This window comes from Mesorhizobium sp. M0522 (assembly GCF_040321085.1).
In the GTDB taxonomy this organism is placed as follows: domain Bacteria; phylum Pseudomonadota; class Alphaproteobacteria; order Rhizobiales; family Rhizobiaceae; genus Mesorhizobium.
Genome location: NZ_JAMYQW010000001.1, coordinates 1 through 21,536 on the forward strand (window position 1 = coordinate 1; position 21,536 = coordinate 21,536).

Below are 21,536 nucleotides of genomic sequence, written 5' to 3' on the forward strand. Positions count from 1 at the left end.
CCGAACCACCCTCAATGCGAGCGCGACGTTCGGTTCGTGAACTCTACCTCACCCCACGCGCCCATCCCGCGCAGCGGGTTCGTTCACCGACCCACAACGGAAGTCTGCGCCAAGAACTCAGATCGATGAAGCAGTCGCTCGAAGGCGGCCGGCAAGGGCGCGGTTAAGATCGGGGCCGATGTGGCCACCACGGTGATCCCCGAGACTGTGAAGCGCTATTTGGGACTAACCTGACCGATCAGCCGTAGGTGGCCGACAGCTTTTTCAGAGCACCCCGCAGGCGCTCGAGGAGAGCCGTGAGGATCGCCTCGAAGTCGGTGAGGTCGGTTATGCCCAGCTTCGCGCAAACGCCCTGCAGCAGCTTGTCTCCCATGTCATGGTCAGCCCACAGGCGCACGTCGTAGAGCATGAAAAACGGCTCGATGAGGTTGGTCGTATCGCCGAGCACGTCGCGATAGACGACTTCGAGGAGCTTGTTGCCCTTCGATCCGTCCTTGAAGGCGACGTTCTTCCCTTTGAGGAGTTTCCGGATCTCATCGGTGTTGACGTTCTCGTTGATGATCTCGTTCAGCTCGCTGATGAAACGGATGAAATCGTCCTCTGACTGGATGATGATGCGACGGTAGCGCCGCACCGCCTCGATGCGATCCTTGAAGGAAGTGGGCTTGTAGAGCCGCAGGCCGTGCTTACCGGCGAAAGCGGCGTTCCATTTCTCCAGCTCGTTAATCGTCTGGATGGCGATCGGGGATTGTGTGAACTGAGCATCGATCTGCGCGTCGTAGAACTCCGACTTCATGTCATGCTGTGCTGGGATGTTATGCTCTCGCCAATGGTGCTGCTCGGCCGCAGGTTGATCTTGCAGATCCCCGAGCCACGCGATCACCGCCCCCTGGGCATTGATCCCGAACGACATGTAGTGGTCCGGCCAATAGATGGTGCCGTAAGTCTCGCTCGCGAACTCCACCGCGTTCGTCTTGCTGTAGAGGTGCTTCACCAGCACCTCGTTGTCGAAATAGACCGGCGTGAGGAAGCCGTCGCCCAGGCCTTCCTTGGGGTCAAAAACGAACGTGACGCTGCTCATCCAGTCGTTCCTATATCGGCCGCCGTTAGGTGCCGCTCTATATAGGCAAGTTCTTCGCCGACTGCCCTTTTTTTCACAAAGCCTGTCGCAATCATCCTGCAAATGCCAGTCTCCACGATATGTCTGCTTCGGGGCGCAGCCGCGGGGCAGAAGGCCGACTGTCCGGTCTTGGGTCGGGTCCATCAGAAACCGAAGTTCCGCTACGCGCGCTCCCGTGCAGAGCGCTGCAGAAGTTCCGCGCTAATATTGCGGTGGCAAAATCTTCACTCCGCGGGCACAAGCCATTATACATAACGTGAGTTCGGTCCGAAGGCGCACTACATGCTAAAGGCAACGGGCCGAAGGGGACAAGACAGATGGAGAGCAGCCCCGACTGGCAACCGACACTCATCCACATTGAACCCGAATTTACCAAATTCGTGCCGACCTTTCGCAACGGTCAGATCGTGCGTGACCTGATGCCCGACCAGCCGGAAATGGTCCTGAATGCAGACTTCTATTTTCCTGACGACCGTGTGATCGTGGAACTGAAGTGCATGGAAACGGACTCTCGCGATGCCTATCCCGAGCGCGTCGCGCGGGCGTTTACGCATTTCGGGCACACGGGCAGCGAATTGATGGGCTTTCTGTTTCGCGGCGAGCCCATGCCGGAGCGAGTCGCGGCCCGCCTCCGCCAGCAGATCGCCAATCCTCTGCGGCAGGCCCTTCGCAAGGCAAACAAGCAAATTGCGGCCACCAAACTTCACCTAAAAATTCCAGATGCCTTTGGCCTGGCGATGTTCGCAAATGACAATAATTTCGGGCTCAGCCCTGCGGACGCACTTGCTATTCTCAGCAATGCCGCTTTGGGGCTTTCGGAATGCCATGTCGATGGCTTCGTCTATATGACACCGAACGTCTATCACCACACAGGAGACGATATCGCCAGGTCCGTATGGGTCCCGCTTTATGCGGAAGGCAAAGAGTCCCTGGCTGATTTCGTCAATCCTTTCGGTACCGCCTGGATCGACTGTGCGGAACAATTCGGCGAGCCGTATTTGGAGCGCTGGAAAGGCGACGAGTACGATGTTGGCTTCCTGACCGGAAAGCCCATCGAACGCTTCCGCCGGAGCCGCAAGTAATCGAGCGTCCGCAAAGTCATACAGCATGACCGGCAGTACGTTTCGGGGTATACTTTTTGAAGGGGGCGCCGATGCCGGACAAGTATAGACTCATTATCCTTGGAGCGGGGTTCTCGCGGCCTGCTCAACTGCCGCTGGCATATGATCTATGGAAAGAAATCCGCGAAACGGCTGCGGCCTTTCCTTCCGACCGGCGGGCTTCGAAATTCAACAACGATCTTGAGCACTACATTGAATTTCGCAGAGATGCGGCTGGCGAAAGTCTGACGCCGGAGACGGTGGATTTCGAGGACTTCATGCGCTTCCTCGACGTCGAACATTATCTTGGCCTCCGGGGTGGTGATACGTGGAGTCAGGACGGCAATGAGGGAACCATCGTCACGAAATATCTGATCGGCAGCATTCTGGCGCGGCACGTCAACGCGCTCAACACTGTGCCCGATCTCTACATCGAATTCGCAAAACGCCTCGAGCCGGACGATTACGTCATTACCTTCAACTACGACACGCTTCTGGAACGCGCGCTTGATGCTATCGGCAAACCTTACCGCCTGTTTTCGACCCGGTTCAAGGAAGTGACTCAGTTTGGCGGTACGATCGATAACGACCGGGATGAGGTCGTCATCCTCAAAATGCACGGCTCCATTGACTGGTTCGACCGCACCGGCTTTGAGCGCAGAATTGCCAACCATGCAAAGATGGGCGCGCCGCCTCCAAAAGACATCATATTTTCCGATGAGGCTGGCCTCGGCCTTGAGCGACTGACCGATGGTCCCCGCCAAGAGTCGGACCCGCTGAAAAATATCTATCGCGCGAAGAACCTGAAGGCGCTTTACGATAAAGATCTTCTGTTCATGGCGACGCCGCGCATATTGCCACCATCGGCCACAAAGCTGCTTTATGCCACGCGTCTCAATGATTTTTGGGAGGGGATGGGCAATGGCGGCTACTACAATTTCGGCATGGCGATCGTCGGCTTCTCTCTGCCCGGCCATGATGATTACGCCAGGCAGATCCTCTACAGCCTCGTGACAAACTACCAGCGGCACAAGTGGGAAACCGACGAGCTGGGCCGAAAAAAGACGCCGCTTGCCATCGTCGATTATTTCCCCGATGCCGCATCCGAAGCGAACTTCCGAGAGCGCTATCGCTTCGTGGATTGGTCGCGCGCCGATCTGAGCGGAAACGGCTTCAATCTTGGATCACTCGACAAGATATTCGTATGAGCCCGTTGAGGACGCAGCATTTCAGACTCCGAAGTCAGAATAATGTTTAATAGCGAAGAAGCTATTGCATCCTGATCAATGCGGTTCCGGTTCCGGATGGCGAAGGCATTTTCGCAACGACGGCTTTCGGGCTGTTCGCGCCACGGGTCGAAAGACTGATATGAGGCGCAGTCCCGACGTCCAGATGGCGAACCGCCGGACCGGCCCGAGAACTCCCAACGGCGCGCTTGAGATCACCCGCGCGCGGCTCTACTAGTCCGAAAACCTCACGCTCACGCCGCGCTGCCGAAAATAGGCCTGCATCAACTTGCGCCCCGAGCGGTTGTTCTGCGCCAACTTGGTCGGATCGAACACCGCCTGTTTTATCCCTTCTCGTGTCAGCGCCGCTTTAAGCGTCGCGATATGTGCGTCGATGTCGGCATTATCCGCCCGCAGCGAGGCATAGATACTTTCGGTCGCCTGGGCCACGGTCGGTTCGCTCACAGGTGTCGTCCTTTGGTTGGTTGAGCGGCGGCTTACCACAGATTCGCGGCTCCGCCGATACCGATGAGACCGTCAATCGTCTCTACCGGCATAGCAGGTTCCTGGCGCGACCCGACACCCAGTTGGTCGCTGGAGATATCTGCCTTCTGACAACCGCAAAATTGGACTCTAGGTCCAAGTCGCGACGCTAACCCGCCGCGCCGCTTCCCCAAGGACCATGGAAAGCGCCCTGCCCATCGATGCGCTCGAAGCCGTGCGCGCCGAAGAAATCGCGCTGCGCCTGGATCAGGTTCGAGGTGCCCCGGCCCTGCCGGTAACTGTCGAAATAGGCAAGTGCAGATGACAGGGCCGGCACCGGCGAGCCGGCTTCGGCCGCCCTTGCGACGACACGGCGAAGCGACGGATGTGCCTCCTGCATCAATGAGACGAAAGCCGGCGCCATCAACAGGTTGGTGGCTGCACCGCCGGCGCCGAAGGCCTCCGCCATCGTATCCAGCAATTGCGAGCGGATAATGCAGCCGGCCCGCCAGATCTTGGCGATGACCGGCATCGGCAGGTTCCAGTTGAATTCCTTCGACGCGCCGCTCATCACCGCGAAGCCTTGCGCGTAGGCGGCGATCTTGCCAGCAAACAGAGCCAGCTCGAGATCGGCGAGCAGGGCGTCCCTGTCTCCGGAAATCTTGCTCACGCCGCCGGCATAGACCTTTTCGGCGGCAAGCCGCTCGTCCTTGATCGACGACAGTACGCGTGCCGCCACAGCCGCCTCGATCGCGGTGGCCGGGATGCCGAGCTGCTGCGCCTCGATCACCGACCATTTGCCGGTGCCTTTCTGGCCGGCGCGGTCGAGGATGATGTCGACCACCGGTTTGCCGGTCTTGGGATCGTCGGCGGCCAGCACCTTGGCGGTGATCTCGATCAGGTACGAATTGAGCCTGCCCGTGTTCCACTGGGAAAACACCTCAGCGATCTCTTTCGGCCCCATGCCGAGCCCGTCGCGCAAGATGCCGTAGATCTCGGCGATCATCTGCATGTCGGCATATTCGATGCCGTTGTGGATGGTCTTGACGAAATGGCCGGCGCCGTCGGTGCCAAGCCACGCCGCGCAAGGCTCGCCCTTGAACTTGGCCGAGATCGCGGTCAGCACCTTTTCGACGCGCTTCCAGGACTCTTCGGTGCCGCCGACCATGATAGAGGGACCGTGGCGTGCGCCCTCCTCGCCGCCGGACACGCCCATGCCGATGAAGGTCAGGCCCGAATCGGTAAGTTCGGAGAAGCGCCGCATCGTATCGCGGAAATTGGCATTGCCGGCGTCGATGACGATATCGTTGGCCGACAGCACACCGCGCAATGCCGCGATCTGCTCGTCGACCGGCTTGCCGGCCAGCACCATGATGATGATCGGCCGCGGCGGCCGGATCGCGGCGGCCAGTTCTTCGAGGCTGTAGCAGGGCACCACCCTATCCCGAAGCGCGCCGGCATTTTCGACAAAGGCATCGGTGCGCGCCGCGGTGCGATTGAAGACGGCGATGCGGTGCCCCTTCTCGGCGATATTGAGCGCCAGGTTGGAGCCCATCGTGCCAAGGCCGATCAGGCCTATTTCGGCTTTTTCCATCGTTTCTTCCCTGCTTTCGGATCTTGTTGGTTTGAGCCCGCGATTGGGTTGGACGCCCATTCTTGATGGCGATGATTGACGGGGGTTCGCGGCCGCGTCAACCGCCTCGCCGAATTGTGTTGCGCGGACCAGCGCCGTCTTCACGGCCTGATGTCGATCGGCGCCTCTATCTTCACCATCTCGAAATCCGAGACCAGGATGTCGAGCCGCGCCGTCCACCGGCCGGCGACCGGGATGACGAGATCGTCGACGCGCCAGGTACCGTCGCCGGGCTTCGTCGCCGGGCGCTTGATGGGTTCGATGCCGGAATCGGGCTTTGACAGCACCAGCGTTACCTGCTTGGCGTCGAGCGGGCCGAAATCGCCGGTCATGATGAAGATCGAAGCGGCAACAGCTCCGGCATGGCCGGGCGCAATGCTGAGGTCGGCCATCGCTTGCAGCGTGTGGATATGCACCGACGCCGGCTGTGCCGCGGCGATCGCCAGCGCGCGCGGCGGCGGCGTGAAGCGCCAGCCGGCGGCAACGCCGAAGATCGCCAGCACGATCAGCAGCTCGATGGCGATCGAGCGGGCCAGCCGCCGCTGGACTTCTGTTTCGCCCGCCTCAGCCGGGGCCGTAAGCTTGAAGCGATTGACGGCGGCGAGTGTGAACAGAAAGACGAGCAGCACCAGCTTGAGCAGCAGCAGCCGGCCGTAAGCGGTATGGACCAGCACCGACGTCGTTTGCACCTGGATGACGGTGAGCACGATGCCGGCTGCCGCAAGCACCGCCACGACGAACAGGATCGCTCGTGAAAACCGGCGCAGCAACGGCCCGGCTTTGTCCGGCTGCCGTTTCAAGGCAAGACCGAGCGGCGCCAGCGCCCCGGCCCAGACGGCGATACCAGTGGCGTGCAGAAACACCATCGGCCGGGTCAGCCATTGCGGCTCGGCGGCACTGGCATGCCCGCTGGCGGCAAGTGCTGCGCCAACGCCAACCAGTCCGGCCAAGGCCAGCGGCTTTGCGTCGGCGGGCGGCACGACCAGCGATAGCAGGCCAAGGCCGAGCGCCATCAGCGCGATCAGCACCGTCCAGCCGAAGCTGGTGCCAAGCCCGGTCTGCCAGATGACCGGCTGCGCCAGCCGGGCAAGCGGCGCGCCGAGTGCATCCAGCCCCTGGAAACCGAGCGACAAGAGTGCGGCGGCCAGCCCGCACAGGATCGCGGCGACGATCATGTTCTGGCCGGATCGGCCGCCTTGCGCCAGCCAGGCCTGCGCAAAGGCACCGCCGACGCCGAAAAACAGGCCGATGTATAGAAAAACCTTGCCGATCCAGATCGCCGTTCGAAGCGCCCGGTCGACAGCTTCGGAGGCGGCCGGCGCAGCACTCGGCGCACCGACCGAGAACAGCACCGAGCCGCCGACCGGATGCCCGTCGGCGGAGATTACCCGCCAGCTCAGCACATGCGTGCCCGACGTCAGCGCCTGCGGATTGTCAATCTCGACGGTCTGGCCGCTGAGCCGGAAAGAGCTCAGCGGGATCGACGTCCCGTCGGGCCGCACCAGCGTCAGCACCAGCGGCGAAACCGGCTCGCTGAAGGTCAGCGACATCTGCGACGGGCTCTGCGCCAGCACCGCACCGTCAGCCGGCTCGGCCTTGATCAGCGCCGCATGGGCGAAGGCTGCGTTTGGCGCGGCAATGGTGGCAAGCAGCACAATCGCAGCCAGCAGGCCTATGGCAAGCCGGCCGGTTGTGCAGGCCGTTCGCAGGATCGATGCCGCGCTCATGTCACCGCCACAAAGACAGCGGCGCGCTCTTTCGGATAGAGCGCGCCGCGTAAGGATCACTTCTTCGGCAGCAGCTTGAGGCCGGGCGCCGGAAATTCCAGCGCGTCCTCAGCCTGCCCGGCCGCCGGAATCTCGATCCAGCGATCGGCAACCCCGTCACATTCCTGCACCACCGGGAAATGCAGCGTCTGGCCTGCCGGCAGGTCGGACGCCAGCGTCGCGCGAAAGACGAATTCGTCGTAGAATTCGTCCGGCAGGCTGCCGGCGCTCCAGTCGATCTCCTTGACGCCGCTGGTCACTGCCTGGCCGTAGAGCTGATAGGACTTCTCGTATTTGCCGTTCTTGACCTGCAGCGTCCAACCCGGCTTCGGCATCGGTTTGACCGAAAGCACCCCTTCCGGGATCTGCACGCGCACGGCGGTCGTCGCCTTGCCCTCGCAGCCATGCGGCACCCGAAGAACCGCCTTGTAGGTCGAGCCCACCGCCGCCTCCGGCGTTTCGAGCGTGATGTGGGCAAAGGCCGCGCTGGTCCCGAGGACAAGAAGCACGCAGCCGGGCAAAAGAGATTTCTTCATGATGGTACCTCTCGAAGCGGCCAAGTCAGTCGTCGTCCTGGGGCGCCGCGCTGCCGATGCCTTGCACGGCGAATTCAATCTGCAGGGGCCCGGCTTTTTCGAAGGTCAGCGTGGCGGAGAACGTTTCGCCCTCCTTGGGCTGCCGCTTCAAATCCATGAACATCAAATGATAGCCGTTAGGCGCCAGCGCGACCTTGCCGCCAGCCGGGATTTCGAGGCCGCCGGTGACCGGCCGCATGGTCATCACGCCATTGCTGACGCCCATCTCGTGCAGTTCGGCCTTGGCCGAAATGTCGGAGGTGATCGACAGCAGGCGATCCGCCGCACTGCCGGTGTTGGTGATGGTGAAGTAGCCGCCGGCCACCTTGGCGCCGGCTGGCGTGGCGCGCGACCAGGGGTGCCCGATCTCGAGATCGCCAAGCTTGAACTCGTGTGCCAACACCGTCTGGGCGCTGGCGAACAGGAGGGCAAGAACGCAAAGGGCGACGCCGAGACGCTGCTCGAAACTACCCAGTGCGAAGCGCCTGCGGCTGGATGCGGCAGCGCGAAAAGAGTGAGACATGATTGCTCCGTGGACTTTAAGGGGGATCGCGCCGATGGCCGGTCGCGAACGATGTCGATAAACGCGCCGGCAAAGCGTTGCGCGGCGCGAACCAGAACGGATCAGGCCGTCGCCGGTGGTGCACGCGGATTGGACGGAGTGCGGGCGCGGGCGAAATCGCGATGCCGGAAGGCCGGCAGGAAAAAGGCGATGGTTTCGATGGAAAGGCTGCGAGCCAGGCTCCCGGCTGCATCCAGCGGCGCGTAGACCGCCGAAACGAGATTGCAGCCAAGCATGCAGCAAGCCGGCATGTGCTGCTGATGCGGATCGCCGGCGGGGAGTTGCGCCGCACCGTCATGGGTGCAGATCGTGTTGCCGAAAGCATCGAATTGCGAGGCTTTCGGCTCGACGCCGGACGCAAACGCGCCGAACATCGACTGGAGCATGAAAAGCCACGCCGCGGCGAACGCGACCGGCATGCTCCATCGTCTCCGGCGTATGGTCAAGAACCAGCCTCTTCACGCAGCAACGTCAGCTCTCTAGCACGGAGCCGGCGGCCGAAAAATCGCCAAAACGTTGCTGCGGCAACGCAACACAATCACGCGCGTTGCGGCTGCCTGCCCTCGGGAATGGACGTCAGCAGCGTGTGGCGGGCCGATTTCAGGTGCTTGCGGCAGGCGGCGTCGACCTTGGCGAGATCGCGCGATTTGAGCGCGGCGATATAGGCGAGATGCTCCTGGACCGCGACTTCGTTGCGCTCGCGCTCCTGCGCCTTGTTCCACTGGTAGTGGTAGTGGAAGATCATGGCGATGACGTCGTAGAAATCGACGATGAAGCGGTTGTGCGACGCCCGATGGATCAGCCGGTGAAAGCGCTCGTCAAGCTCGGAGAATTCGTTGAAGCGCACGGCGATCTCGCGCTCCAGCCGGTGATGCTCGTCTTCCAGGCGGTCGAGGTCGGCCCACACCGGGCTGTCCTCGGGCAGAGCGGCAAAGGCTGCGGCCGAGCGCAGTTCGAACATCTCGCGGATTTCGGTCAGCTCCAGCGCGAAGGCGCGGGTAAAGCCTTTCAGCACCCAGTGGCTGTTGCGGCGCTTCTCGATCAGCCCAAAGCGCGAGAAGCGGATCAGGAATTCGCGCACGCTGGTGGTGCCGACGCCGATCTCGCGCGCCAGTTCGAGCTCGTTGATCTGCATGCCGGCTTCGGCACCGCTGGCAAGCAGCCGCCGCATGAAGGAGCGCTCGATGATCTCGGCCAGCGTGTCGGTTTCTTCCTCGGGGAAGAAATCGTCCGGTCGCGGTTCGCGCAGGACCGTCTTGCTGCGCTTGTTCCAGTCGATCAGCCCGGTTTCTTCCATGCGCGCAAGGATAGTGCGGACCGTCGTGCGGCTGACGCCGAGCAGCGTACCCAGCTCCGGCTCCGAAGGCAGGCTCCTGGTTTCGTCGAGCAGCCTCAGACCGCGATTATAGGCGTCCTTGTAAACGTTGTTGCTCTTCGACATCCCCTGCCCCGTGGCGCATCTGCGTTTGCGGCCAGTGTGAAGCGTTTCTCGCGCATGAAACCGGTACCTTTTCGGAAAACATCATGCGCAACGCTAGTTTTGGTGTAGAGCCTACTTCTCGCATCCAAAAGACGCGTCGCGCTCTGGCGAAAAAACAATTGACGCAAAAATGTTTTTTCACGATAAAAGACATTATATGTTAAGAGCCGCGTGTCAATCCGCTCGCGCACCCAGGAACACACCCAGGAAGCTCCCGTGAACGCCGCAAACAGCATTCTTCTGTCTCCCGCCGACAATGTCGCGGTCGCCAATGGCCGCATCGAGATCGGCACCGTGCTGCCGGGCGGCGCCGTCGCCGCCGCAGTGATCGAGCCGGGCCACAAAGTGGCGATCAAGCCGATTGCGGCCGGCGAGGCCGTGGTCAAATACGCCCAGGCGATCGGCCGCGCCACGCAAGACATCGCGCCCGGCGAGCATGTCCATTCGCACAATCTGGTCTTCGAAAGCGGGCGTTTGCCGGTGGTGCCGCCGAGCGAGGCAGTGCATGCGACCGATGCCGACCGCGCCCGCACCTTCATGGGCTACCGCCGCGCCGACGGCCGCGCCGGCACGCGCAACTTCATCGGCATTCTCGCCAGCGTCAATTGCTCGGCCACCGTCTGCCACGCCATCGCTGACGCGGCGAACCGCACGCTTCTGCCGCAATATCCCGGCATCGACGGCTTCGTCCCGATCGTCCACGGCCAGGGCTGCGGCATGAGCGCCACCGGCGACGGCATGATGGTGCTGCACCGCACGCTGGCCGGCTACGCCCGTCATCCGAATTTCGGCGGCGTGCTGATGGTCGGGCTCGGCTGCGAGGTCAACCAGCTCACCCTCTACGGCCAGAAGGGCGTTGCCGCGGGAAAACGCCATTTCAACATCCAGGAAGCCGGCGGCTCGCGCAAATCGGTCGAGAAGGCGTTGGTCGTGCTGGCCGAGATCGCCGAGGAGGTCGGCAAGCTTCAGCGTGAGCCGATCCCGGTCAGCGAGATCGTCGTCGGCCTGCAATGCGGCGGCTCCGACGGCATGTCCGGCATCACCGCCAATCCGGCGCTGGGTGCCGCGGTCGACATTTTGGCCGGCGTCGGCGGTGTCGGCATTCTCTCCGAGACGACGGAGATCTACGGCGCCGAGCACCTGCTTGCCTATCGCGCCGCCACCCCCGAGATCGCCACCAAGCTCGACGGCTACGTGAAATGGTGGGAAGACCATGTCGCCAAGCATGGCGCTTCCATCGACAACAACCCCTCGCCGGGCAACAAGCGCGGCGGCCTGACCACCATCCTGGAAAAGTCGCTCGGCGCGGTCGCCAAGGGCGGCCAGACGCCGCTCAACGGCGTCTTCGGCTATGCCGAAAAGGTCACCGGGCACGGGCTGGTGTTCATGGACACGCCCGGCTACGACCCGGTCTCGGCCACCGGCCAGGTGGCGGGCGGCGCCAATGTCATCGTCTTCACCACAGGCCGCGGCTCCTGCTTCGGCTGCCGGCCGACGCCGTCGATTAAGGTCGCCAGCAACTCGACCATGTATCACACGATGGAAGAGGACATGGACGTGAATTGCGGCGTCATCGCCTCGGGCGAAAAGACCATCGCCGGCATGGGCCGCGAGATCTTCGAACTGATCGTCGAGACGGCTTCGGGCCGCAAGACCAAGAGCGAAGAGTTCGGCTACGGCGACAACGAGTTCGTGCCTTGGCATCTCGGAGCGACGCTCTAAGCCGGACATGCGCAATAGTCGCGAACACCGGACGTGATCGCCAGGCGTCACAGTTCCAACGCTCCCGAAAAAGAATGAACATTCCATATTGACTGGATGATGGAATTAATATTCCATGCGACATATTGGAGGAGATTGGCAGCGGAGTTCCGAGGGAGCAAGCTTTCCCGCCCAGCCATTCGAGCGGCCATCAAACATCGCTTGCGCCGACCGAGGTGATGCACTATCAAAATGCGGTAAATGTTTTTTATTGATAAAGTTCCGTTTGGGCCGCGCCATCCGAATGGAGCTTCCGTAACATTCACCGGGCGACTTAGGGAGGACTCCTAATGAAATTCGTGACCAGCATTCTCAATCGCCGCGCCTTCGTGGCACTCGCAGCCGCCTCGATGCTTGCCGGCGTGATGCACTCGGCCCCGGCATCCGCGGCCGACGCGACCATTCCGATCATCGTTAAGGACACCACGTCCTTCTACTGGCAGATCGTTCTGGCTGGCGCCCGCAAGGCCGGCAAGGATCTCGGCGTCAACGTGCCGGAGCTCGGCGCCCAGGCCGAGACCGACGTCAACGGCCAGATCTCGATCCTTGAAAATGCCGTCGCCGGCAACCCGGCGGCCGTCGTCATCGCGCCGACCGAAGCCAAGGCGCTCGGCAAGCCGATCGACGAGGCCGCCGCCAAGGTCAAGATCATCGGTATCGACTCTGGCGCCGACTCCAAGGCCTTCACCTCGTTCCTGACCACCGACAACATCCAGGGCGGCCGCGTTGCCGCTGACGGCCTTGCCGCAGCCATCGGCGAAGCCAATGGCGGCAAGGTCGAGGGCGACGTCGCCCTGATCACCGCTCTTCCGGGCGCCGGCTCGCTCGAACAGCGCGCCCAGGGTTTTAAGGAACAGCTCGCTGCCAAATATCCGGGCCTCAAGCTGGTCGCCGACAAATACGCCGACGGCCAGGCCACCACCGGCCTCAACATCGCCACCGATCTGATCACCGCCAACCCCAACCTCAAGGGCATCTTCGCCTCCAACCTGATCATGGCGCAGGGCGTCGGTCAGGCGATCGCCGAGAACAGTCTTGCCGGCAAGGTCGGGCTGGTCGGTTTCGACAGCGACGAGAAGCTGATCAAGTTCCTCAACGACGGCGTCATTTCGGCTCTCGTCGTTCAGGATCCGTACCGGATGGGCTATGACGGCATCAAGACGGCGCTCGCCGCCTCGAAGGGCGAGAAGGTCGAGGCCAATGTCGATACCGGCGCCAATTTGGTTACCAAGGCCAACATGAAGGATCCGAAGATCGACGCGCTGCTCAACCCGAAGCTCGACTGAGCATAGCCGCAAGTGAACTGTTTCCGGGGCCTTTTCGCCCCGGAAACATCCCACTCGTGCCAATCGCGAGGCCAATCTTTGGGGGCCAATCTGGGAGGATTGTCATGATGTCGACGGCGCAGGAACTCCATCCGGCCCCAACGCTGGAACCGGGCAGGACCATCCTCGAACTCCGCGGGCTGGAAAAGCGCTATCCCGGCACCCATGCGCTGAAGCCGGTCGATCTCGCTTTCAAGGCCGGCGAGATCCACGCCATCGTTGGCGAGAACGGCGCCGGCAAATCCACCCTGATCAAGCTTCTGACCGGCGTCATGCCGCGCACCTCCGGCGATGTCATCTGGGAGGGCAAGCCTGCCGCATTGGCAACGCCGCATGAGGCGATGGCGCTCGGCATCAATGCCGTGCATCAGGAAGTCGTCCTATGCCGCCATCTCACCGTCGCCGCCAACATGTTCCTCGGCGAGGAGGATTCCCGCTTCGGCATCCTGCAGCAGCGGGCGATGGTCAGGCAGGCGCAGAAGATCATCGACGATCTCGGCTTCGACCTGCCGGCGCATGTCATGCTGGGTGACCTGACCATCGGCCAGCAGCAGTTGATCGCCGCCGCCCGCGCCACGGTGCGCGGCACCAAATTCCTGATCTTCGACGAGCCGACCGCCTATCTTACCCGCAAGGAGGCCGACCAGCTGTTCACGCTGATCCGCCGGCTGAAGGGCGAAGGCGTCACCATCATCTACATCAGCCATCGCATGGAAGAAGTGTTCGAGCTCGCCGACCGCGTCTCGGTGCTGCGCGACGGCACGCTGGTCGGCACCAGGAACATTGCCGAGACCAATGACGCCGAGCTGGTCAAGATGATGATCAACCGCTCGATCGAGCAGGTCTACCACAAGGAGCATTTCACCCCCGGCGCGACCATCGTCGAAACCAGGAATCTGTCCGGCAAGGGTTTCGAAAATGTCTCGATGTCCGTCCGCGCCGGCGAGATCGTCGGCCTCTACGGCCTGATCGGCGCCGGGCGCAGCGAGTTCGTCACCACGCTCTATGGCCGGCACCGCAAATCGGCCGGCCAGATCCTCTGGGAGGGCAAGGAGGTCAAGGTCAATTCCGAACATGACGCGATCAGGCTCGGCATGGCGCTGGCCCCGGAAAGCCGCCGCGACCAGGGCCTCTGCCTCAACCTGCCGGTCGGACTCAACCTCAATCTGCCGATCTACAAGCGCATCTCGAGCAATCTGCTGATCTCCCGCGCGCAGGAAAAGGCGCAAGCCGATCGCCAGATCGCCGACCTGCGCATCAAGACGCCGACGCGCGGCGCGCTGGCCTCCAGCCTGTCCGGCGGTAACCAGCAGAAGATCGTCATCGGCAAATGGCTCGCCCATGGCGCCAAGCTATTCATCTTCGACGAGCCGACTGTCGGCGTCGACGTCGGCACCAAGGCCGAGATCTACCGCCTGTTCGGCGCGCTGTTGTCCAAGGGAGCCGGCATCATCCTGATCTCGTCCTACCTGCCCGAGGTCTATGAACTCGCGGACACGCTGCACGTGTTCCGGCGCGGCAAGCTGGTGGCCACGCACGGCTTTCGTACCGCTGATCACGAGGAGATCCTCACCCAGGCGCTGGCCGAGAAACAAGAAAGACCGGGAGGGAAGATATGAGCACCGAGGCGATCGCTGCCGAAAGGCCGAAACGCAACTACAACGCCCTGTTCGGACTGACACTGCTGGCGCTGCTGGTTCTTTTATGGATCATCCTGTCGGTGGCGACGCCGAGCTTCGCCTCCGCCAACAACATCTCCAACCTGTTGCGGCAAGGGTCGATGATCGCCATCCTGGCGGTCGGCCAGACCTTCGTCATCATCACCGGCGGCATCGACCTTTCCGTCGGCGCCGTGGTCGGCTTCGCCACCGTCATCGTCGCGATGCTGATCAACGCCGGCACACCGGTTTTCCTCGCCATCCTGATCACCTTGCTGGTCGGCGTCGCCATAGGCATGTTCCATGGGTTCGGCATCGTCAAGATGGGCCTGCCGCCCTTCATCATCACCCTGGCAACGCTGACCTCGCTGCGCGGCATCGGTCTGTTGATGACCAATGGCAACTCGATCTCGATCAACAACGACGCCTTCCAGACGTTCTCGCGCAGTTCCTTCGCCGGCGTCCCCAATCTGTTCTGGATGGTGATCCTGGTCGGCATCCCAGCCTACATCTTCCTGCACCACAGCCGCTGGGGCCGCTATCTGTTCTCGGTCGGCTCCAACGCCGAGGCGTCGCGCCTGTCAGGCGTCAACGTCCAGCGCACCATCTACATGGCCTACACGCTGTCGGGCCTGTGTGCGGCCTTCGTCGGCGTGCTGCTTGCCTCGCGCATCGGCATCGGCAATCCGACGCAGGCCGAGGGCTGGGAATTGCAGGCGATCGCCTCCTCGGTGATCGGCGGCACCTCGCTGTTCGGCGCTGTCGGCTCCGTGCACGGACCGCTGCTCGGCGCCTTCATCCTTGCCACCATCAACAACGGCGCCAATCTGCTCAACGTCAACGCCTTCTGGCAGCGCATCATCACCGGCGTGCTGATCATCGTCATCGTCTATTTCGACGGGCTGCGCCGCCGCGGCAAATAGACTGCCTCCCAACGACCGCCGGCCTCGCGACAGCAGGGCCGGCGGTGCCATGAACCGACTGGATTGAAGCATGAAAGCCGTCGTCTGCCGCTCGCCCGGCGAACTTGTCCTCGAAGATCGTCCGGCGCCTGGCGCGCCCCCCGCCGGCTGGGCGCTGGTCGCCGTCAGCCATGTCGGCATCTGCGGCACCGACTATCACATCTTCGAAGGCAAGCACCCGTTCCTCGCCTATCCCCGCATCATGGGCCACGAGGTTTCCGGCACCGTGATCGAGGTTGGCGAGGACGTCGATCTCGCCGTCGGCGAAGCGGTGGTCGTCAATCCCTATCTCGCCTGCGGCAAATGCATCGCCTGCCGGCAAGGCAAGCCGAATTGCTGTGTCATGATCGAGGTGCTCGGCGTCCACCGCGACGGCGCCATGTGCGAGCAGATCCTGGTGCCGGCGCAAAATCTTTATCCGGCAAACGGCTTGTCGCTGGCCGATGCTGCCGCCGTCGAATTCCTGGCGATCGGCGCCCATGCCGTGCGGCGCTCGCTCGCTGATCCAGGTGCGCGCACGCTGGTCATCGGCGCCGGCCCGATCGGGCTCGGCACGGCGCTGTTCGCCCGCATCGCCGGGCTCGATGTGACGCTGCTCGACATGAGCGCTGAACGGCTTGGCTTTGCCGAAAGCGAACTCGGCTTCGCGACCCTCGACGGCTCGCGGGGCGCTGCTGCCGACCTGGTGCGGGAAGCAACCGGCGGCGACGGCTTCGACGTGGTTTTCGATGCCACCGGCAACACCCGGTCGGTGCAGTCGGCCTTCGCCCATGTCGCGCACGGCGGGGCGCTGGTCCTGGTTAGCGTCGTCAAGGACGACATCGCCTTTTCCGATCCCGAATTCCACAAGCGCGAGATGATGCTGATCGGCAGCCGCAACGCCCTGCGTGCCGATTTCGACCATGTCGCCGCCTCGATCCGCAACGGCGCGCTGCCGCTGGCAAAGCTGGTCACCCACCGCACCACGCTTGGCGAGACGCCGCGTGACCTCGCCCGCTGGGCGCATGAGAAGTCCGGCCTGATCAAGGCCGTCATTCAAGTCGGATGATGCCAGGGCTGCCGCATCTCAGAGCGCCGACAGTTTGAGCTCGATCCGCTCGGCCGGGAAGCGCGACTCCGAAAACTGTATCGGCTGACCGTCGGGCGTGACGTTGACGGCGACCGTCACCAGCACGATGGCGCCGGGCTGTAGCTCGAGGTCCGCAAGGTCGGCGGCATCGGCATGGCGCGCCGACAGCACGGTCGATTGCCTGAGGTAGTCGTCGATGCCGAAACGTGCCAGCGATGCGGTGATCGAACCGGTTTCCGCCATGGCGGCATCGATGCCGGCAAAGCGCCTGGCATCGAACCAGCCGGCCGCGCGAGACACCGGCATTCCATCGGCTTCGCCGCGCGTTTCCAGGCGTATCACATCGGCCCCCGTCGCCAGGCCTAAGCCCTCTGCGACACGACGGTTGGCCGGCTCGATCGATGACGCGAGCAAGGTGATATGCCGCTCGGACGCCTGTCCTTGCAATCCCTCGGAAAAGCGGGTGCGGGCGCCGATCGGATAAGACAGCCGCTTGCGCGACAGCACGAAGGTGCCGCGCCCCTGCTCCGCCCTGAGCACACCCTCCTGCACCAGCGCTGCGATAGCGCTACGCACCGTGTGGCGGTTGACGCCATAGCGTCCGGCCAACGCGATCTCCGGCGGCAGCGCGGCATTCTCGGGAAAATCGCCGGCGGCGATCGAATGCAGGATCTGGTCGGCGATCTGCCGCCACAGCGCGACACCGCTGCGCCGCTCGATGCTGTTGGCTTGTCCGATCATCTCCCGCCCCAATTCCTCGCGCCGATCTTTTGGCCCGTGTCACGTGCCCGTCATGGACACGCGCTAGATAATGGATATAATTTGTATAGTTGTCTATATCAATAGACAAATGAACGCAGACGAGGAGCACCGGCCATGCGAGGACGGGAAGCGCGAGAGCAGGCCGAGCGCAAGGCCGTGATGGCGACGCTGGCGCAATCGGCCGGCGACGACATCGTCCGCCTCTGGGACGAAGCCGGCCTGCCTTGCGAAGCGGAACTTCTGCGTGGCCCCGAAACCGGCCTGGTTACGGTACGCGGCCGCATCGGCGGCGGCGGCGCGCCCTTCAATGTCGGCGAGGCGACGGTCACCCGTGCCACGGTGCGGCTTGCGTCCGGCCATGTCGGCCACTGCTACGCGCTTGGTCGCGACAAGCAGAAGGCAAGGCTGGCTGCAATCGCCGACGCGCTCTGGCAGGATCCTGCCCACCGCAACGAGGTCGAGACCAGGATCGTTGCGCCCTTGCAGGCGGCACTGGCCAAGGCGCGTGAACAGCGCCGCGCCGAGACGGCGGCGACCAAGGTCGATTTCTTCACCATGGTGCGCGGAGAAGACTGATGGATATCGCCACTCAATCCATTGAAGGCGGCTTCGCCGATCCGGTATTCAATGCCCAGACCGTATTCCGTGCCGTGATGGACGCGATGGCGCGGCCGGGCAGCGTCCAGCCCTTGCCGGCCCTTGCCCACCCACCGGCGCCGCTGTCGGCCACCGCCGGCGCCGTTGCGCTGGCGCTGTGCGACAACGACACGCCGCTCTGGCTCGACCCGGCTTTGCAGGTGTCGGCGGTGAAATCCTGGCTTGGCTTCCATACCGGCGCGCCGCTGGCCAACACCCCGGCCGACGCGCATTTCGCGCTGATCGCCACGCCGGCCGAGATGATGGCGCTAGACGGGTTTTCGCAAGGCACCCAGGATTATCCCGATCGTTCGACGACGCTGATCCTCGAGGTCGGCGATCTCGTCTCCGGCGCTGCGCTGCTGCTCGAAGGCCCGGGCATCGAGAAGACGGCGACGATCGCGCCGGCGCAAATGCCGCGCCATTTCGTCGAGCAATGGAAGCAGAACAACCAGCGTTTTCCGCGTGGCGTCGATATCATCCTCGCCACGTTCGACGCAATTGCCTGCCTGCCGCGCACGACGCGCATCAAGATCATGGAGGCGTAGCATGTATGTGGCGGTAAAGGGTGGCGAGACGGCCATTCGCAATGCTCACAAATTGCTCGCCGACCGCCGGCGCGGCGACCGTTCGGTGCCGGCACTTCGTCTAGACCAGATCGTCGAGCAGCTGGCGCTCGGCGTCGACCGGGTGATGAGCGAAGGTTCGCTCTACGACAGGGAACTGGCGGCACTCGCCATCGTCCAGGCGCGCGGCGACATGATCGAGGCGATTTTCCTGGTTCGCGCCTATCGCACGACGCTGCCGCGTTTCGGCTACACAAGGGCGATCGACACCAGCACGATGCTGGTCGAGCGGCGGGTGTCGGCCACCTACAAGGACCTGCCCGGCGGCCAGTTGCTCGGCCCGACTTTCGACTACACCCACCGGCTGCTCGATCCCGAACTTGCCGCCGGCGGCGATGTCGCCGAGCCGGAGCAGCGTGCAGGCGAGGCGGAAGCCATGCCGCGCGTCTCGGCCATCCTCGCCCGCGAAGGCCTGATCGAGCCCGACGGCGACATGCCTGGGGATCATACCCCCGGCGACATCACCCGCGAGCCGCTCGAATTCCCGATGGCGCGCGACATCCGCCTGCAGGCGCTGTCGCGCGGCGACGAGGGGTTTCTGCTGGCGCTCGGCTATTCCACCCAACGCGGCTATGCGCGCAACCATCCCTTCGTCGGCGAAGTTCGCATCGGCGAGGTCGAACTGGAACTGGACGTGCCGGAACTGCCCTTTGCCGTGCCGCTCGGCAGCATCCGCGTCACCGAATGCCAGATGGTCAACCAGTTCAAGGGCTCGGCAAAGGCGCCGCCGCAATTCACCCGCGGCTATGGCCTCGTCTTCGGCCAGAGCGAGCGCAAGGCCATGGCCATGGCGCTATGCGACCGCGCGCTGCGCGCCTCGGAGTTGGGTGAGGATGTCATCGCCGCAGCGCAAGATGAGGAGTTCGTCATCTCGCATTCCGACAATGTCCAGGCGACCGGCTTCGTCGAGCACCTGAAGCTGCCGCATTATGTCGACTTCCAGGCCGAACTCGACCTCGTGCGCCGCATGCGCGCCGAGCATGATGCCCGCGAAAATGCCGGCAAGGCCGAAGAAAAGAGGGAGGCAGCGGAATGAGTGCACAACCAGCGGACATCGCCACCTACAACTTCGCCTATCTTGACGAACAGACCAAGCGGATGATCCGTCGGGCGATCCTCAAGGGCATCGCCATTCCTGGCTATCAGGTGCCGTTCGCCTCGCGCGAAATGCCGATGCCCTATGGTTGGGGCACCGGCGGCGTCCAGGTCACCGCTTCGATCATTGGCCCGGACGATGTGCTCAAGGTCATTGACCAGGGCGCCGACGACACCACCAATGCCGTCTCGATCCGCACCTTCTTCAAGAAGGTCGCCAATGTCGCGGTCACCACCGAGACGGCGACGGCGACCATCATCCAGACGCGCCACCGCATCCCTGAATATCCGCTGAGTGCCGGTCAGGTGCTGGTCTACCAGGTGCCGATCCCCGAGCCGCTGCGCTTCCTCGAGCCGCGGGAAACGGAGACGCGCAAAATGCATGCGCTGGAGGAATACGGCCTTATGCATGTGAAGCTCTACGAGGACATCGCCAGGCACGGCCGCATCGCCACCACCTACGCCTACCCGGTCAAGGTTGAGGGCCGCTATGTGATGGATCCCTCGCCGACGCCGAAATTCGACAATCCGAAGATGCACCGTTCGCCGGCTTTGCAATTGTTCGGCGCCGGCCGCGAAAAGCGCATCTACGCGCTGCCGCCCTTCACCGATGTGGTCAGCCTCGATTTCGAGGACCATCCGTTCGAGGTGCAGACCTTCGACCAGCCCTGCGCGCTGTGCGCGGCCGAGAACGTCTATCTCGACGAGGTCATCCTCGACGACCACGGCGGCCACATGTTCGTCTGCTCCGATACCGATCATTGCGAGAAGCGGCGCGCTGACGGCCACCGCGGCCATCTCGCGCCCGAGACCCATCTTGCCCCAGGAAAAACGGAGCCGGCGCAATGACCGACGAACCGCTGCTGCGCGTTTCGGCGCTGTCCAAATTCTACGGCTCGCGCGTCGGCTGCGAGAACGTCACTTTTGACCTCTGGCCGGGCGAAGTGCTGGCGGTGGTCGGCGAATCCGGTTCCGGCAAGACGACTTTGCTCAACTGCCTGTCAACTCGACTGCTGCCCAGCTCCGGCACCGCCAGCTACCGGATGCGCGACGGCCAGTTTCGCGAACTCTACCGCATGAGCGAGGCCGAGCGCCGCTTCCTGATGCGCACCGATTGGGGTTTTGTCCATCAGAACCCGGCCGACGGGCTGCGCATGACGGTGTCGGCCGGCGCCAATGTCGGCGAGCGGCTGATGGCGGTCGGCGACCGTCACTATGGCAGGATCCGCGCAACGGCGGTCGACTGGTTGTCTCGTGTCGAGATCGACGAAGACCGCATCGACGACGAGCCGCGCGCCTTTTCCGGAGGCATGCGCCAGCGCCTGCAGATCGCCCGCAACCTCGTCACCGGGCCGCGGCTGGTGTTCATGGACGAGCCAACCGGCGGCCTCGACGTCTCGGTGCAGGCGCGCCTGCTCGATCTGTTGCGCGGCCTGGTCACCGATCTCGGCCTGGCCGCCATCGTCGTCACCCACGATCTCGCCGTGGCGCGGCTGTTGTCGCAGCGCATGATGGTGATGAAGGACGGCCGCGTCGTCGAAAGCGGCCTCACCGACCGCGTCCTCGACGATCCGCGCGCGCCTTATACCCAGTTGCTTGTCTCCTCGATTCTGCAGGTGTGACGATGATTGCTCCGGCGTACCCCCCTCCGGCCTTCCGGCCATCTCCCCCTCAAGGGGGGAGATCAGCAGCTTTTA

General features: G+C 63.3%; 21 protein-coding genes. 12 read left to right on the forward strand and 9 right to left on the reverse strand.

Features of this window, described 5'->3' with window-relative positions; translation table 11 throughout:
• Nucleotides 1-238 precede the first annotated feature (238 nt).
• On the reverse strand, nt 239-1,081 hold the full coding sequence (locus tag NKI58_RS00005) for a hypothetical protein (protein WP_352641154.1): 843 nt from the start codon (nt 1,079-1,081) through the stop codon (nt 239-241).
• A 356-nt stretch (nt 1,082-1,437) separates the two neighbouring features.
• On the opposite strand from NKI58_RS00005, the gene NKI58_RS00010 reads away from it, so the two are divergent.
• Nucleotides 1,438-2,202, forward strand: a complete 765-nt coding sequence (locus NKI58_RS00010; protein ID WP_352620222.1) for a hypothetical protein — start codon at nt 1,438-1,440, stop codon at nt 2,200-2,202.
• A 71-nt stretch (nt 2,203-2,273) separates the two neighbouring features.
• Entirely contained in the window at nt 2,274-3,428 is a 1,155-nt protein-coding gene (locus NKI58_RS00015) for an SIR2 family protein (protein WP_352783613.1), read from the forward strand.
• A 252-nt stretch (nt 3,429-3,680) separates the two neighbouring features.
• Here NKI58_RS00015 and NKI58_RS00020 read toward each other — a convergent pair whose 3' ends face one another.
• From NKI58_RS00020 to NKI58_RS00050, 7 genes are all read right to left on the reverse strand, one after another.
• Entirely contained in the window at nt 3,681-3,911 is a 231-nt protein-coding gene (locus NKI58_RS00020) for a hypothetical protein (RefSeq protein WP_095488311.1), read from the reverse strand.
• A gap of 187 nt (nt 3,912-4,098) precedes the next feature.
• Nucleotides 4,099-5,523: an NADP-dependent phosphogluconate dehydrogenase gene (gene gnd / locus NKI58_RS00025; protein ID WP_352620218.1), complete on the reverse strand. Its 1,425-nt coding sequence runs from the start codon at nt 5,521-5,523 to the stop codon at nt 4,099-4,101.
• A gap of 140 nt (nt 5,524-5,663) precedes the next feature.
• Complete coding sequence (locus NKI58_RS00030; RefSeq protein ID WP_023675214.1) at nt 5,664-7,289, reverse strand: copper resistance CopC/CopD family protein; 1,626 nt, start codon at nt 7,287-7,289, stop codon at nt 5,664-5,666.
• Between the two features lie 56 nt (nt 7,290-7,345).
• On the reverse strand, nt 7,346-7,864 hold the full coding sequence (locus NKI58_RS00035; RefSeq protein ID WP_352783609.1) for a YcnI family copper-binding membrane protein: 519 nt from the start codon (nt 7,862-7,864) through the stop codon (nt 7,346-7,348).
• 25 nt (nt 7,865-7,889) lie between these two features.
• Nucleotides 7,890-8,426 carry a copper chaperone PCu(A)C gene (locus tag NKI58_RS00040; protein WP_352783606.1) on the reverse strand — a complete coding sequence of 179 codons (537 nt, stop codon included), beginning with the start codon at nt 8,424-8,426 and terminating at the stop codon, nt 7,890-7,892.
• A 101-nt stretch (nt 8,427-8,527) separates the two neighbouring features.
• Nucleotides 8,528-8,884 carry a DUF2946 family protein gene (locus NKI58_RS00045; RefSeq protein WP_352588434.1) on the reverse strand — a complete coding sequence of 119 codons (357 nt, stop codon included), beginning with the start codon at nt 8,882-8,884 and terminating at the stop codon, nt 8,528-8,530.
• A gap of 119 nt (nt 8,885-9,003) precedes the next feature.
• Nucleotides 9,004-9,906 (reverse strand): GntR family transcriptional regulator, encoded by a 903-nt coding sequence (locus NKI58_RS00050; RefSeq protein ID WP_352448373.1) that lies wholly within the window; start codon nt 9,904-9,906, stop codon nt 9,004-9,006.
• 255 nt (nt 9,907-10,161) lie between these two features.
• Here NKI58_RS00050 and NKI58_RS00055 point away from each other — a divergent pair, with 255 nt between their 5' ends.
• From NKI58_RS00055 to NKI58_RS00075, 5 genes are all read left to right on the forward strand, one after another.
• On the forward strand, nt 10,162-11,667 hold the full coding sequence (locus NKI58_RS00055) for a UxaA family hydrolase (RefSeq protein ID WP_352783602.1): 1,506 nt from the start codon (nt 10,162-10,164) through the stop codon (nt 11,665-11,667).
• 329 nt (nt 11,668-11,996) lie between these two features.
• The gene (locus NKI58_RS00060) at nt 11,997-12,992 is read left to right on the forward strand and encodes an ABC transporter substrate-binding protein (protein WP_352783600.1); all 996 of its coding nucleotides are present in this window, start codon (nt 11,997-11,999) and stop codon (nt 12,990-12,992) included.
• Between the two features lie 104 nt (nt 12,993-13,096).
• Nucleotides 13,097-14,650, forward strand: coding sequence for a sugar ABC transporter ATP-binding protein (locus NKI58_RS00065; RefSeq protein WP_352783598.1), 1,554 nt, complete (start codon nt 13,097-13,099; stop codon nt 14,648-14,650).
• Entirely contained in the window at nt 14,647-15,612 is a 966-nt protein-coding gene (locus NKI58_RS00070) for an ABC transporter permease (protein WP_352448376.1), read from the forward strand. Before NKI58_RS00065 ends, NKI58_RS00070 begins: the two co-directional genes overlap by 4 nt.
• A gap of 70 nt (nt 15,613-15,682) precedes the next feature.
• Nucleotides 15,683-16,699, forward strand: coding sequence for a zinc-binding alcohol dehydrogenase family protein (locus tag NKI58_RS00075; RefSeq protein ID WP_352783596.1), 1,017 nt, complete (start codon nt 15,683-15,685; stop codon nt 16,697-16,699).
• 18 nt (nt 16,700-16,717) lie between these two features.
• On the opposite strand, the gene phnF is transcribed toward NKI58_RS00075, so the two are convergent.
• Nucleotides 16,718-17,461, reverse strand: coding sequence for a phosphonate metabolism transcriptional regulator PhnF (gene phnF, locus NKI58_RS00080; protein WP_352448378.1), 744 nt, complete (start codon nt 17,459-17,461; stop codon nt 16,718-16,720).
• A gap of 135 nt (nt 17,462-17,596) precedes the next feature.
• Between phnF and phnG the strand changes: the two genes are divergently transcribed.
• The 5 genes from phnG to phnK are packed head-to-tail and all read left to right on the forward strand — an operon-like array spanning nt 17,597 to nt 21,461.
• Nucleotides 17,597-18,058, forward strand: a complete 462-nt coding sequence (phnG, locus tag NKI58_RS00085) for a phosphonate C-P lyase system protein PhnG (protein ID WP_352613115.1) — start codon at nt 17,597-17,599, stop codon at nt 18,056-18,058.
• On the forward strand, nt 18,058-18,666 hold the full coding sequence (gene phnH / locus NKI58_RS00090; RefSeq protein WP_352783594.1) for a phosphonate C-P lyase system protein PhnH: 609 nt from the start codon (nt 18,058-18,060) through the stop codon (nt 18,664-18,666). Before phnG ends, phnH begins: the two co-directional genes overlap by 1 nt.
• A 1-nt stretch (nt 18,667) precedes the next feature.
• Complete coding sequence (locus NKI58_RS00095) at nt 18,668-19,780, forward strand: carbon-phosphorus lyase complex subunit (RefSeq protein WP_352783591.1); 1,113 nt, start codon at nt 18,668-18,670, stop codon at nt 19,778-19,780.
• Complete coding sequence (locus NKI58_RS00100) at nt 19,777-20,688, forward strand: alpha-D-ribose 1-methylphosphonate 5-phosphate C-P-lyase PhnJ (RefSeq protein ID WP_352783589.1); 912 nt, start codon at nt 19,777-19,779, stop codon at nt 20,686-20,688. The genes NKI58_RS00095 and NKI58_RS00100 overlap by 4 nt, the downstream gene beginning before the upstream one ends.
• Nucleotides 20,685-21,461, forward strand: a complete 777-nt coding sequence (phnK, locus tag NKI58_RS00105; RefSeq protein ID WP_140536281.1) for a phosphonate C-P lyase system protein PhnK — start codon at nt 20,685-20,687, stop codon at nt 21,459-21,461. The genes NKI58_RS00100 and phnK overlap by 4 nt, the downstream gene beginning before the upstream one ends.
• Nucleotides 21,462-21,536 lie beyond the last annotated feature (75 nt).